Genomic DNA, 14,339 nt, shown 5'->3' with positions numbered 1-14,339 from the left:
TCAGCGGTCAGCACTCAGCAATCTGCCCTCTCACCTTATGGAGGAACACCATGAAACATTTGCAAATGCGTATTTTCTCTATCGCCCTATTTTTGGGCTTATGCACAACAGCTTTTGCCCAGCCCAATATTGGCGAAAAAGTAGGCGAATTTCAGCTCCAGGCCCTCGACGGCAGGTTTTACGGCATCAGTCATTCGACTAATACCGTCTCCGTCCTCTTTTTTGTCGGCTACAACTGAGGGACTTGCATAGGGGCGGGTCCCGCCTTTGAAACAAATATTCACCAACGCAACAAAGACAAAACCGGCTTACAGATCCTCACACTCGACAGATATGACGGCAACCGCGCACAGGCGCAATCCTATGTGACACAATCCAGAGTAACGACGCCCATGCTCACAAATGCCTCTGGCGTCTCCAGAACTCTCGGCACCCGCAACGAAGATATCCTCGTCATTGATCAGGGCGGCATCTTGCGCCTTAGAGCCACAGCAATCGCCTCAGGCTCTCATGACCTGATCAACGCGCAAGTCGATGCACTACTCAATAAAACGCCTGTTATTTCCCTCTTCCCATCAGAGATCTACTTTGGCAGAACCCTTGAAGTGGGGCAGTCCAAAACCGTAGAATTTAAAATCGAAAACACCGGCGCAGGTCCCCTCGAAATCACCGGATACACGGCTCCCGAAGGCATTACAATAGAGCCATCCACACTGACCATAGCCCCCGGCGAAAGCAAAACCGTACAAATCACCCTGACACCAACACAGGCTGGCACATTTTCGGGTAAAATCACCTTCCAACACGGCGAACAAAGTGTTGGCACCCTGGAAATACCCGTTCTCGACCTCACCATCGAAGCGTCCCCGCTCCCGATCATTTCACTGGTTCAGGAAAATTTGAGTTTGGGTGAAATCGAAATGGGCAGAGGCGTCACAACAACATTTACCATCACAAATACTGGTACAGGCCCACTCAACATCACAGACATCCAATCCGACATCGCGGGCATTGCGCTTTCAGAAACCCAATTAACAGTACCACCCGGTCAATCTCAAGACATCACCGTGACTTTCAATCCGCCAGCTCCAGGTCCAATTACCGGCACCATCGACATAATCTCAAACGACCCGGAAAAAGCCTCAATCAGCCTGACCATCACCGGTTCGGCCATCTTCATCCCCGCTGATCCACGCACCGACTTCAATGGTTCGCTTACCGTTGACTTTTATGACTTCCTCCTATTCTCAGAAGCCTTTGGCACGGCCAATGCAACCTTTGATCTCGACGGGTCCGGCACTGTTGACTTTCCCGACTTTCTCATATTTGTCGCAAGCTTTGGAAAAGCTGTCAACGGATGATCAGGATGTGCAGAGCCTGCACTGGAGTGATTCTATCCAGTGATGAAAGGGTGAACAGGATGAGCCCCCGTCTCAGACCCCCAGTTCCCAGACCCCTTCTTTTCATCCTGCACTACTTCTTTAATTCACAACTATGTCCATCTGTGTTAATCCATGTCCCACCGTCAAACGCTCACCAACGCATTCAAACGCATCCTCGAAATAGCGGATCACAACCATCTCTATTTGCCCTTTCAACGCGACAGCAAACTGCGGGCAAAACACTTTCCCGGTGCAGGGACTAAAATCGGGCGGAAAAAACTCATCGACGCATATCTCCAAGAATTTGGCGACACAAACCCCGATGAAAAATTGCTCCAACACGTCACCTATCCCTGGATTCACGGGTACGACGCCAGCCTCACACATATTCTTGACGACCTTCGAAAACACAAAAAAAAAGCACCCGCCGAACTTTCTCTTGAGCGCAAACGCGCACTCGAAAAGAAATTTACCCGCACGGGTGCCGAAGAGATCTCCGCCTTTTGGAGCGTATATGCCGCTGCTGACAACAGCTATCGCAAAAGCGTCATAAAAATGCTCGCCCGCGTCAAACCTCCCGAAACGGCCCCTCCGACCACAAAGCCCACAATCCACGATTCTCCTCAGCCCGAACCCGCCACACAATCGATATATGCATTGTTGGGCACGCTCATCTTCTTTGTCCCCGCCCTTATATTTGTTATAATACAATACTGGCGACTCCCGAACGAAAGCCACTACATCGCCCTATCAATCGCCGGATTTTTTGGGCTAATCACACTCATTTTTCTCATCGACTACCTGCGAAAACGCAACATTTGATCACAATGAAACGCCCTCTCGTCATCGCACTCTTTCTCGCCTTCCCGATTTGCCCCTGGGCCGCTCCCCTCCAAATCGGCGACACCCTCAATGACTTTACCCTTGCCGACCTCAACGGCTCGCCCGTTACCCTCAGTGATTTATCCCAGGACCGCGCACTCGTCATCATCTTCGGTTCCGTCGTCTGCCCTGCCTCGCTAAAATACGACATACATCGAACACAAATACACGATCAGTATGCCCCCAAAGGCGTACACCTGATATCTGTAAATGCCAATTTTAACGAAACCGACAAAGACATCAAAGAACACTACGCCCAAAACCCCGTACCCTTCACCATCCTGCGCGACCCCCACAACAAACTCGCCGACCACCTCGGCGCAACACACACCCCCCACGCCTTTCTATTTGACGCCCAGCGCCGCCTGCGTTACAAGGGCGAAATCGACAACGGCTGGGGCATCCCCGAAGACACGACCTCGCGCGGATTGTGGGACGCCCTCGATGCACTACTCGCCAACCGCAAAATCGCCAACACCAGCCTCCCCAGTTTTGGCTGTGAAATCAGACGCACGCCCCGGCAAACAACTGTCGCGAACACCTCCACCCCAACATTTTATCGCGACATCCTGCCCCTGCTCCAAAATCGCTGCCAGAACTGTCATCGCCCCGGCGGCATTGGTCGCGTACCCTTTTTCGACTACACAGAAGTACTCGCCTGGGCCTATCAGATGCGCGACTCCATCGAAGCCCGCATCATGCCACCCTGGAAAGCGCGCCCCGAATACGGCGACTTCAAAAATTCCCGCAGACTCACAGACGCCGAAATCCTCACCTTCGCGCAATGGGTCAACAGCGGCATGCCAGAGGGCAATCCCGCCGACCAGCCCGAACCCGTTGCATTTTCCAAAAGCTGGACCCTGGGCACGCCCGACCTGATCCTCGAACCCAAAGCACCCTATCCACTCGAAGCTGTGGGCCGCGACGAATACCGCTGCTTTGTCTTGCCCACAAAACAGGACACGGGCAACTACGTATCGGCCATTGAAGTCCTGCCCGGAGAGCGCGAAGTTGTCCACCACGTCAGCGTGTACATCGACATCTCTGGCAAAGCACGCCTGCAACAGGAAAACGCGTCCGCGCCGGGCTACCCTTGCTTTGGCGGCATTGGCGTACCCATCTACGAATCCCTGGGCGGCTGGGCACCCGGCAACACCCCCTTTGTTCTTCCAGATGGCATAGGTCGCGATTTACCGCCCAACAGCGACATCATCCTCCAGATCCACTATCACAAAATTGGCCGCGCCGTAAAAGATCATTCTCGATTGGGCATCTACTTTGCCCAAAAACCCGTACAAAAACAGCTCCGCGAAGAAGTCATCAACAGCCGCTTGCTCTTCATTCCACCCAGCATCAAACAACACAGAGTAACCGGCGCAATCACCATCACTCGCGACCAGCACCTGATCGGCATCTTGCCTCACATGCACTTGCTCGGCACGGAAATGAAAATAACTGCAACCTATCCCAACGGCACCCAAAAACCCCTGATATGGGTCAAACCCTGGGACTTTAACTGGCAAGAAACCTACGTGTACAAAACACCCGTCGCACTCCCGCGCGGCACCCGCATCGCGCTCGAAGCCTTTTACGACAACTCTGCCGACAACCCCCGAAACCCCAACAATCCACCCAGGCTGGTGCGATGGGGCGAAAAATCAACCGATGAAATGTGTACTGCATTTCTCTATGTCACGCACGATGATGAAAACTTAACAACGGATAAGAAGTGACATGAAAAAACTCCTCAAACTCAGCATGCTCATCACCCTGATCCACGCGCCTGTCCACGCCCAATGGAACATCGCCGTATTGCCACATGAAAACACACTGGGCGACCCGCAGTGGAATTGGCTCTCCGCAGCCATTATCGAAGGATATGTCAATGCCTATTACCATGTACCGAAAATACATGCCGTTGACGAAGAATATCTGCGCCACAAACTCGGAGACACGCCGGTAAGCTCCTCTGATCTCGCAAAAAAATTGGACATCCACCTGATTTTAAGCGGGCGTTATCACATTGTGGGATCGCGCATCCAAATCGAAACCGATTTGATTCATACAACCACGGGCGAAGTCATCGAAACCTTTACGGGACAGGCATCCGTCTCCGCACCGCTCGACGCCATCTTGCCCGTGCTCTACGCCATTCCAAATCAGTTGAACGTGACCCTGACACCCCATGAAAAAACCCGTCTGCAAATGCCCATGTTTCACAATGCAGAAGCACTCCGCATGGCAACTGAAAGCATGATGGCACTGTATCGGGCACTGCGACAATCTCCTATTGACGACGATCTGCTCACACAAGCTGAAAGCGGTCTAAAACGTGCCATCCAACGCGATTCCAAAAGCGCGATGCCCCACTATTATCTCGGGCGCATCTACGAAACACGCGACAAAATAACAGAAGCGGAAAATGCCTATCGCAACGCCCTCAAAATCGACTTTGAACACGTTACTGCGCGCTATCGCCTTGCCCTGAGCCTCAAAAGTCAGAACCGCACAGAAGAAGCCATGAGCGAACTCGAACAGGCCCTCCAGCAGTCGCCCATAAATCCCGATATTCAGGCAGCTTTATCCGGCATGTTCTTCAATCAATACGCCCAAACCTTTGAAACAATCACCGCCCAACTTCGCCAGGCCATTCAGGCCAATCCCGATGATCCCATAGCCTGTTATGAATTGGCCAATGCTTATAACGAACTCGACCGCATTGACGAAGCCACAAAATACTACCATCAAGCCCTGCAACGCGATTCCACACTCGCCGATGCACATTTCAAACTCGGCATGATCGCACACCGCAAAGGGGACCAAGAAAAAGCCGTTGACCACCTCCAAAAAGCCGCGGCGCACAACACCCAATTCACCCGCGTCCATTTTCGCCTCGGCACCATATTCCACCTGATCGAACGCTATGACGCGGCGATCAAAGCCTTTTCAAAAGCCATCGAAGTCGAACCCAATTACGTCATTCCGCGCTATCACCTGGGCCTGAGCTATCTCGCAACCGCGCAGACAGACAGCGCCTATGAAGCCTTTCAGAAATACGCCGAACGCACCTCAGACGACCACCGACCGCATTTTCAAATGGCCGAGATCGCCCGCCAAAAAGGAGAACATGAACGCGCAATAGACGGATATATGCGCGCAATCGCCATCAGCCCTGTCCACGTACCGTCACACATACGCCTGGGCTATCTCCATGCCGAGCACCAGCGCTTTGACCTCGCCATCCAGCAATTGCAAACCGCGCTGCGCTTGCAACCCGAGCACCCCGATGCCGAAAAAATCCTCACCGACATCCAGAAATGGACACCATGAACCTCCTCAAAAAATGTAGTGCCGAATTCATCGGCGCATTTGCCATCGTCTTTGGCGGATGCGGAGCCATTGCCATCAACCAGCTATCCGAAGGCGCCATCACCCACGTGGGCATAGCAACGTCCTTTGGCCTCATCGTCATGACAATGGTTTACGCCACCGGGCACATCTCCGGCGCGCACTTCAACCCCGCCGTCACCACTGCCTTTGCCTTCACCCGCCACTTTCCCAAACGCGAAATCCTGCCCTACATCGCAGCGCAATGCCTCGGAGCCATCGCCGCCAGTGGCATTCACCTGTGGTCCCTCACACCCATCTTAAAAGCAAAACATCCACAGCAGACCCTCAACCTGGGTGTTACACAACCGATGGACAACCTTTTTGCCACAGCTTTTATCTGGGAATTCTTACTCACCTTCTTCTTAATGCTCGTCATCATGGCCGTTGCCACAGACTACCGCGCCACAGGTCAAGCCGCCGGCCTTGCCATTGGCGGCACCATCTGGTTTGAAGCCATGTTTGCCGGTCCGCTATGTGGCGCCTCCATGAACCCAGCGCGCAGCCTTGGACCCGCTCTGGCCGCTGGTAATTGGACCCATTTTCCCGCTTACGTACTCGGTCCCATTCTCGGCGCAACCGCAGGCGCGTTTTTTTACGAATTCATCCGCTGCCATTCCGAACCTGGCACCGATGCCAAAGGTTGTTGTTAAAAGCGATCAGTAGTCAGCCAAGCGGCATCTGATTGCTTGTAATTCTCAATTTTTAATTTTTAATTCCATGAACCGCGTACTCATCCTCTGCACGGGCAACTCCTGCCGCAGCCAAATGGCGCAAGGGCTATTTAGCCATCTGAACAATGGCACTTACGACGCCCATAGCGCAGGCGTCAGCCCCACAAAAGTCAACCCCCTCGCCATTCGCGCCATGCGTGAAATCGGCATCGACATATCCCACCACACATCCGACAGCATCGATCAATATCTCAATCGAAATTTTGACCTCGTCATCACCGTTTGCGACAACGCCAAAGAAAATTGTCCGATCTTCCCAGGAGCCAAAAACACGCGACACTGGCCCTTTGAAGACCCCGCCGATGCCAAAGGTACAGAAGAAGAACGAATACGCGTATTCCGCAAAGTGCGCGACGAAATACGCGACAAAATCGCAAATTTCCTCCAGATAAAAAAAGCCCCGGGATAACCCGAGGCTTAAAAAAATAAATTAAAATTTCTGTGTCGGAGGATTCTATATCATCATTTAAAATAGATACCGATTATACCGCCGATAATCACAGACAAGAGACCCAATTGCCAATATAATAATTTATCTATACGGTTTGTCGTATTATCTATACGAGTTGATATGGCACGCATATCTTGTCTATACTCAGCCTGGTCTTTAACCATTTGATCTATGATGCGATCTGATACGGCACGCATGTCTTGTCTATACTCGGCCTGGTCTTTAACCATTTGCTCTACGATGCCTTCAAGCCGCCCAATGTGCCTATCCGTATCTTGTGATCGGTCTGTGACAGCCATATTCCAATTCCCTTTCACCGTTGGTGGTGTGTAACTGTCCGAAAATATAGCATAAATACCTCTTGATCCAAAGGCGTTTTTTTGCTACTCCGCTACGCCCATACCACGCGCGGCCCATCCACATAATCCAAAAAGCGATTCGCAATATCGGCTTGCGCCGTATCCCCTGTGTGAACAATCACGCGCCAGCGAAACGTCATAGCCCCACCTTCGGGCATAAGGTGATCGGGCTTGAACATCCAGCAATTGGGCGCGAACAACCCATAACCGCGCACATGCCATGTGGTTGGATATCGGAAATTCTGCGGATGATCAAAAATGGCAAACCCAGCCACCTCATCACCCACAGGACCGTAGTAATCCATCCAGTGTGAAGGCAGCGACCAGCACCCCGTCTCATCCGTTGCGCCATAGGCATTGCGCATCTCCCCATCGGCATTGGCATTCATCGACGGATTCACGCGAATACACAAAAACCCACCCTCCTTCGTATCCCCAATCGTCACCGCACCGTGAGAAGCCTTGAGCATCAGCGCAATATCCAGAACCGCGGCATCACGTCCCGAATCGTACAACCGATACCAACGACTATCGCTCATCAGCGCGCGGTCGCCTTCATACCACGTATTTTCCGAAGCGATCACCAGGGACAATGCATTGTGCGAAATAGAAATATCATCCTGTGCCGTGCGCCCATATCCCGGTTGGTTGGGCCGCTCGTTCCAGCAATCCACCCCATTAATCGCACCCTGCATCAGGGTCAACCCCCGCTGCCAGGGATGTTCCCCCTCCCCCCATGCCGCCATTGGCTCGCGCAACATATTGGTCCCATTCGGCGTCAAAATCGGATTGATAACCGGCTTGGGATAATCCGTCGTGTGGTGAAACGTCATAAATGGCGAACCCGACAGAGAAACACGTAGCTCGCCATCGGCATCCTGCGACGAAATCCCCGCAGCCGCATCTGCACTATCCAATGCCAACACCTCAAAACTCGCTTCCTCGCCCCCGACCAGCGCGGGCAGATTCACGTGATAAACGGGCGCAGACGGATCGCGCTCGGCAATCAGCACCTCACCCCTCCCTTTCAACTGCAACAACGGCGCTTCACATCCCTCTAGAGCGGAAAAACTCGCCAGATGCGCCGGACGAGAACGCGGAATTGAAAGCGTCAATTTCATGTGTCAAAACTCCTCCACAATAATGAAAAAAATGATCCTGCTATTGAAAAAAATGACCAAAAAACGACCAAAATCTGGCACAATATCTCTTTTGCAAAAACCGTGCCAGACTACGGATTCAGTTCCAATCTGCTCTGTAAATTTCCCACTATATCTTCCCAATCCATCAGCAGGGGATGGTACTCATCGGCGGCCCACAACTCGGACTGCGTGCGATAATTCGGGCTGACCGGATGTCCCGACTGTCCACCTGCCGCCGTCGCCATACTCTGCGCCGGATTGCTCATATCCACCACCATCCGATAGGTCGAAAGCGAACCAACCTCAAACAGCTTGCCAAAATTATACCCCGTCGCGCGCACAGTACCCGTACTCCCCGACGACTCAAAAGGCCCCACATCAAACATCTCTGACAATGCCCCACCATCACTCAGCGGATGCCGAAAAGTCACGGTGTGCAACCTTCCCCAGCGCCACTGCGACTTTCGCGGACCCACGCGGCGGCGCAACCAATCCAGCGCATCGCCCAATGCCGCATGCACCTCCCGATCCAGATCCCAATCATCCGGCGTCCAATCCAACGCCTGGCCCGTCAACACGTGCCGCGCCACACTGCCACCTCGCCCCACCACCAGTTGAACCACATGCTCGGGAAACCGAACCCGCACCACCCGCCGCACCCAGTGCTCCCAAAATGTCGTAAACACCGTCGCCGCAACCGAATCCACCGCATACGCGCCATCCCATTCGCGCAATAACTCGCCCAGATCGCGCAAGCGCTTATTTCCCGCTCTCAATGCAATCTCTGCAACTATCGGCGCCAGATCTTCCCCCCGCCCGTGTACGACATCGGCATGAATAGCACCTGTACTCTCCTGCGTATGCGTCTCCAATTCCTCAATACGCGCCCTAATCCGCCGAAAGCGGTACCCGTCCGACCACGAACCCAGCGACAGATAAGGACCTCGACCGCCCCACGGTGGATTATTTGCCGTAGCCACCCAATTGCGCTCGGGATCCACCAGATGCGGTAACGCGTCAAAAGCATACGGCGCGCCCCATTCGCAATCCGGATCATTTGCCAGGCGGAACCCAAAATCTCCCACCCTGCGCGTTGGCACATGCCCCACCACGTGATATCCAAGCCTCCCATCGGAATCGGCAAACACAAAATTCAAAATAGGCATCGGCCATTGTGCGAGCGCATCCAGAACCTGTGCGACATTTTTTGACCGCATCAGCCCCAGCATCGCCTCAAACCCCGTTGTCGCCTCAGACCCTATCCAGCGCATAGACAGCACGGGTTGCTCCCCATCACCTGCAGCAGGCACAAACTCATTGACAACCGGACCGCGACGGGATCGGCGAATCACCAGCACATCCGCTGCGGCATCGCGCACGGGAATCGCCTGCTCCTCCACCTCAAACGGACGCCATGCATCGCCATCTCGATATAAACTCTCATCCTCCGCCGACACATCTTCAACGTATAAATCGCGCACCGAAGCCGAGTGATTGGTCACGCCCCACGCCGTATCGCGCGTATGCCCCAGATAAATACCCGGCGTCCCCAAAAAAAACGCGCCCACAGCATCCATACCCGGCGCGCGCACCTGTGCCTGATACCACTGCCGGCACAAACTCACATCATTGTGCGGATCCGTTGCCAGCACGGGTTTGCCATTCGCCGTCCGCTCGCCCCCAATCACCCAATTATTGCTGCCAATCCCCGTATCGTATCCCCCCACACCGGCCGGTTCATCAGACGGAACAATGGTCTCTTCTGAAGCCTCTGTAGTCAAAAACAAATCGAACAAATCGGGAGGCAAATAGCGTTTGGCCGCCTCATTCACCGCAACCGCACTCAGCCGCCCCGTCAGCATCCACCACCGCCATTTCCATATCGCAATCGAATCCACCACCGTCCACGGCGCGGGATCGTAATCCAGCAAATCGAACTCAACACAACGCCGATCACCCATCGCTTCCATCCACGCATTGATACCGCCGCCCAGCGACTGCAACACCATCTTCACCTCATCCGACATTGCCGAAGCCGCCCCCTGTGCCGCGCGCGCCAAACCAATCGTCCGATGCAAGCGATCCTGCGCCAGATAATCCGCTCCCAAAATCTCCGACAATTGCCCGTGTGCCAACCGCCGCATATAATCCATCTGCCACAGCCGATCCTGCGCCATAGCATATCCCAGCGCAGTAAAACAATCCGCCATCGAAGCCGCCTCGATATGCGCCACGCCCCACCGGTCGCGCAACACCGTCACCTGCTGATCCACTGGTGCTTTTACCCTCTCCTCCGTCCTGGGCAATTTCTGGCGCAAAAACCGCCGTTGAAAATCCCGAAACGACCGGCGCGAAATACCCAATTGCTCCGCTGCCTCATCAACAGTTATATCCCAGCGCATCGCCTGCATCAAAATAGTTTTTCGGTCTGCCATAGCCCCTCCAATACCTCATCTCACCGTTCACAATAAGGGTTGGAATCTGGATCGTACCACGCGAACAACCGCTCCTGTAAATCTGCACAAATACCAGCAAAATCTCGATTATCGATCAAATTGATACACTCGCCCGGATCATTTTCCAAATCGTATAATTCATGCCGCGAACCCCCATCATTATAAACGTACTTAAACCGTTCGTCCCGCACCATATATTGGGGCATATGAGAACGCAACCCATGCTCGGAAAACGCGGCATCGGGACCCTGGGTATTGGGATCGCGCACAACACTGGCAAAACTCTCCGCATCCATTGTCTCGCGAGCACCTTCAAAATCCATCAGCGTCGTCCGGTCTGGTGCCGACAACCCACACAACTCTGAAAGCGTGGGATACAGACCAAAATATTCGGTCAGCGCAGAAGCCACTCGACCCTCTGGAAAACGAGACGGACAACTCACAATCAAAGGCACCTTCACCGCAGGTTCAAACATACAAAACTTCTGATACAACCCATGCTCACCGCCCATCTCACCGTGATCCGAAGTATAGACCACTATCGTATCTTCCACCAGCCCCAACTCCTCCAGCCCATCCAGCACGCGCCCGATACAATAATCGACAAAAGATAGATTGCCCATATACCCCGCCTTATGCGCCCGAAGACGCTTTTCACCCATACCCTGCGTCCTATCAATACGCTGTTGTATATGCCTCGGATATTGCGAACTATCCCCCACCTCCACCAGATCTACCGATTCCGGCGAAAACTGCTCTGCCCATTCGCGAGGCGGATAAAAAGGTGGATGGGGCTTCATAAAACTCGCCATCAAAAAAAACGGCTGATCGCGATATTCGCGCATAAACTTCACAGACTCGCGCGCCACAAACATATCCAGATGATCTTCTGCATCGAGCGGCGAAGCCGTACTCGAAAAATCCCACCGCGCCACATTGCCCGCCCATGGACTTGCGCCATCCCACAGCAACGACACATCGGGAAACCCACTACCCGTATCAAAAACCGAATTGAAAAACCCCTCGCCTATCGCGTGATTGGCAATCTCATTCGCATAATGCCCCACCTTCGGACCCAAATACATCAACCAATCGTTAATCGACAAATACGACGCAAACCCGTGATTATGTGCATCGTTAAAATGCATCTTACCGATCAAACTCGTCAAATATCCGTGATCGGCAAAATGGTGCGCCACCGTGCGATAGCGCCAATCCAACCTATCGCTATTATTAATAGCCCCCGTATTATGAGCGTACAAACCCGTCAACAGCGACATACGCGAAGCCGTACACACCGGATAGGGACAATAGGCATTCTCAAACCGCACCCCACGCGCAGCCACGCGATCTATCATCGGCGTAGGCACCGTATTATTCCCGGCACACGTCATCCAATCCGCGCGGTGTTGATCGCTCATCAAAATGAGAACATTGGGACGACTGTTATAATCCAAGATATGATCTCCTAACTCAAAAGAACCTATTCCTTCTCTTCAGGCACTTCGACCGGCAAATCCAGCCGGTCACCCCACTCTTTCCACGACCCGATATAATTTCGGACCTTTTCATAACCCAGCAACCTCAGTGCCAGGTACGTTTGGGAAGAGCGGTACCCGCCCTGTCAGTAAGGCACAATTTCTTTATCGGGCGAAATACCCACAGCCTCGTACATCGCCCGCAATTCATCCGCTGGCTTAAACGCCCCCGTCTCATCCAGGTTATTCACATACTCAACATGCACAGCACCTGGAATAGCCCCCCCGCGCGCAGCCCGCACATTGCGCCCAAAATACTCATCGTCACCGCGCGTATCCAGAGGCACAACATCCTCGCGCCCCAAAAGACCATTTAAAACATCGGCCCCCATGTGGCGCCCCGGCACCGAGGTTATCACAAACTCCGCGGGCTCGGCCTCCTCACAATCCGTCGTCAATTCATAGCCCATAGCCGTCCAGGCATTGCATCCCCCATCCAGCACGCGCACATCGGGATGCCCCAGATATTCACAAATCCAAAAACCGCGCGACGCGCGCACCCCGGAATCATCCTCATACCAGACCACCGTCTTATCCGTACCAATACCCCGGTTACTGAACAAATAACCGAGCATCCACATAAACGCATCAAAAGCCTGTTCGCGGGTATCGTTCAAACTGATTGAATAAAGATCCAGATGAAGCGCACCCGGAATATGCCCAGCGTGATATGCATGCGTCGGCCGCGTATCCACAATACAGACATCGGCAGCCCTCTCATACAAATCCCGCGGCGAAATCAACAACTCGGGATTCGCATACCCTTTATCGCTCATTTTCACCTCCTTGCAATTTCCAAAACCCGAACCAAAAACCAACTCATGTGTTCTATCACTTGACAATATCCCATACCAGCATCCATATTTAACGCCTAAACCTCAGGAGACACTATATGAAAGGCATCTTACTTGCAGGTGGGGCTGGCACCCGCCTCTATCCCATCACGCGCGTGGTCAGCAAACAACTCCAGCCCGTTTACGACAAACCCATGATCTACTATCCCCTCTCCGTCCTCATGCTGGCTGGCATCCGGGATATATTGATCATCTCCACCCCCCACGACCTGCCCCTCTACAGGCGTTTATTCAATAACGGCTCCTATCTCGGCCTCAACATCACATACGCCGAACAACCGCGCCCCGAAGGCGTTGCCCAGTCATTTGTAATCGGAAGCGATTTTATAGACACCGACCCTGTTTGCTTAATCTTTGGCGACAACATCTTCTACGGCCATGGCCTCGGCGCAATATTAGATCGAGCCGGACAACTCACCGAAGGCGGACTCATCTTTGGATATGCAGTAACCGACCCCGAGCGATATGGCGTCATCGAATTTGATGACGAAGGCCGCGTCATCGGCATAGAAGAAAAACCCGAACACCCCAAATCGCGCTACGCCGTGCCCGGCCTCTACTTTTACGACAACCAGGTCGTTGACATCGCCCGCAACCTCACACCTTCGGCGCGTGGAGAATACGAAATCACCGATGTAAACGAAGAATATCTCAAACGCCAGCAACTCGAAGTCGAACTCCTCGGCCGCGGGTATTGCTGGCTCGACACTGGCACATTTGAATCGCTTCACCAGGCATCGGGATTTGTCCAGGCAATACAGGAACGCCAGGGCCTCAAAATTGCGTGCATCGAAGAAATCGCCTATCGCCGGGGATACATCGACGCCGCACAACTCGAACAACTCGCACAAACCATGGCCCAAAACAGCTACGGCCAATTCCTCTTATCGGTCCTGAACGAATAGACGAATAGACGAATAGACGAATAGACGAGAAAAGCGCGAATAGACGAATAGACGAATAGACGAATCCCGCCCAACCACCAAAACCTCTGGATTGCGGCTAACACCATGCCGCAATGACGGCTTTCATGTACATTACCTATTTCATTGATTTGTAGATTCGTAGATTCGCTGATTCGTAGATTCGTAGATTCGTAGATTCGTAGATTCGCTGATTCGTAGATTCGCGGTTTTCATAATATCGGATGCATC

13 protein-coding genes are annotated in these 14,339 nt (G+C 53.1%); 8 read left to right on the top strand and 5 right to left on the bottom strand.

Going from position 1 to position 14,339, the window contains the following annotated elements; translation table 11 throughout:
- The first annotated feature begins 50 nt into the window (after nt 1-50).
- The 7 genes from F4Y39_06140 (at nt 51) to F4Y39_06110 (ending at nt 6,794) form a co-directional block, all read left to right on the top strand.
- The gene (locus F4Y39_06140; protein MYC13290.1) at nt 51-239 is read left to right on the top strand and encodes a hypothetical protein; all 189 of its coding nucleotides are present in this window, start codon (nt 51-53) and stop codon (nt 237-239) included.
- A gap of 126 nt (nt 240-365) precedes the next feature.
- Nucleotides 366-1,361, top strand: a complete 996-nt coding sequence (locus F4Y39_06135; protein MYC13289.1) for a choice-of-anchor D domain-containing protein — start codon at nt 366-368, stop codon at nt 1,359-1,361.
- A 153-nt stretch (nt 1,362-1,514) separates the two neighbouring features.
- Entirely contained in the window at nt 1,515-2,204 is a 690-nt protein-coding gene (locus F4Y39_06130; protein ID MYC13288.1) for a hypothetical protein, read from the top strand.
- A 5-nt stretch (nt 2,205-2,209) separates the two neighbouring features.
- A complete protein-coding gene (locus F4Y39_06125) occupies nt 2,210-3,997 on the top strand; it encodes a redoxin domain-containing protein (GenBank protein ID MYC13287.1) in 1,788 nt (595 codons plus the stop codon).
- A gap of 1 nt (nt 3,998) precedes the next feature.
- Nucleotides 3,999-5,594: a tetratricopeptide repeat protein gene (locus tag F4Y39_06120; GenBank protein ID MYC13286.1), complete on the top strand. Its 1,596-nt coding sequence runs from the start codon at nt 3,999-4,001 to the stop codon at nt 5,592-5,594.
- Complete coding sequence (locus F4Y39_06115; GenBank protein MYC13285.1) at nt 5,582-6,304, top strand: MIP family channel protein; 723 nt, start codon at nt 5,582-5,584, stop codon at nt 6,302-6,304. Before F4Y39_06120 ends, F4Y39_06115 begins: the two co-directional genes overlap by 13 nt.
- 67 nt (nt 6,305-6,371) lie before the next feature.
- Nucleotides 6,372-6,794 carry an arsenate reductase ArsC gene (locus F4Y39_06110; protein ID MYC13284.1) on the top strand — a complete coding sequence of 141 codons (423 nt, stop codon included), beginning with the start codon at nt 6,372-6,374 and terminating at the stop codon, nt 6,792-6,794.
- A 53-nt stretch (nt 6,795-6,847) separates the two neighbouring features.
- Here F4Y39_06110 and F4Y39_06105 read toward each other — a convergent pair whose 3' ends face one another.
- From F4Y39_06105 to F4Y39_06085, 5 genes are all read right to left on the bottom strand, one after another.
- Nucleotides 6,848-7,135, bottom strand: coding sequence for a hypothetical protein (locus F4Y39_06105; GenBank protein MYC13283.1), 288 nt, complete (start codon nt 7,133-7,135; stop codon nt 6,848-6,850).
- Between the two features lie 92 nt (nt 7,136-7,227).
- On the bottom strand, nt 7,228-8,316 hold the full coding sequence (locus F4Y39_06100) for a hypothetical protein (protein ID MYC13282.1): 1,089 nt from the start codon (nt 8,314-8,316) through the stop codon (nt 7,228-7,230).
- A gap of 110 nt (nt 8,317-8,426) precedes the next feature.
- Entirely contained in the window at nt 8,427-10,772 is a 2,346-nt protein-coding gene (locus F4Y39_06095) for a penicillin acylase family protein (GenBank protein MYC13281.1), read from the bottom strand.
- A 20-nt stretch (nt 10,773-10,792) separates the two neighbouring features.
- A complete protein-coding gene (locus F4Y39_06090) occupies nt 10,793-12,250 on the bottom strand; it encodes a sulfatase-like hydrolase/transferase (GenBank protein ID MYC13280.1) in 1,458 nt (485 codons plus the stop codon).
- A 167-nt stretch (nt 12,251-12,417) separates the two neighbouring features.
- Nucleotides 12,418-13,107, bottom strand: coding sequence for a sulfurtransferase (locus F4Y39_06085; GenBank protein ID MYC13279.1), 690 nt, complete (start codon nt 13,105-13,107; stop codon nt 12,418-12,420).
- A gap of 116 nt (nt 13,108-13,223) precedes the next feature.
- Between F4Y39_06085 and rfbA the strand changes: the two genes are divergently transcribed.
- The gene (rfbA, locus tag F4Y39_06080) at nt 13,224-14,090 is read left to right on the top strand and encodes a glucose-1-phosphate thymidylyltransferase RfbA (protein ID MYC13278.1); all 867 of its coding nucleotides are present in this window, start codon (nt 13,224-13,226) and stop codon (nt 14,088-14,090) included.
- Nucleotides 14,091-14,339: the final 249 nt, after the last annotated feature.

The sequence above is a fragment of the Gemmatimonadota bacterium genome, from assembly GCA_009838845.1.
GTDB lineage: Bacteria > Latescibacterota > UBA2968 > UBA2968 > UBA2968 > VXRD01.
Note: the sequence above shows the minus strand (reverse complement) of the source record. Positions and strands in the feature narration are given on the sequence as shown.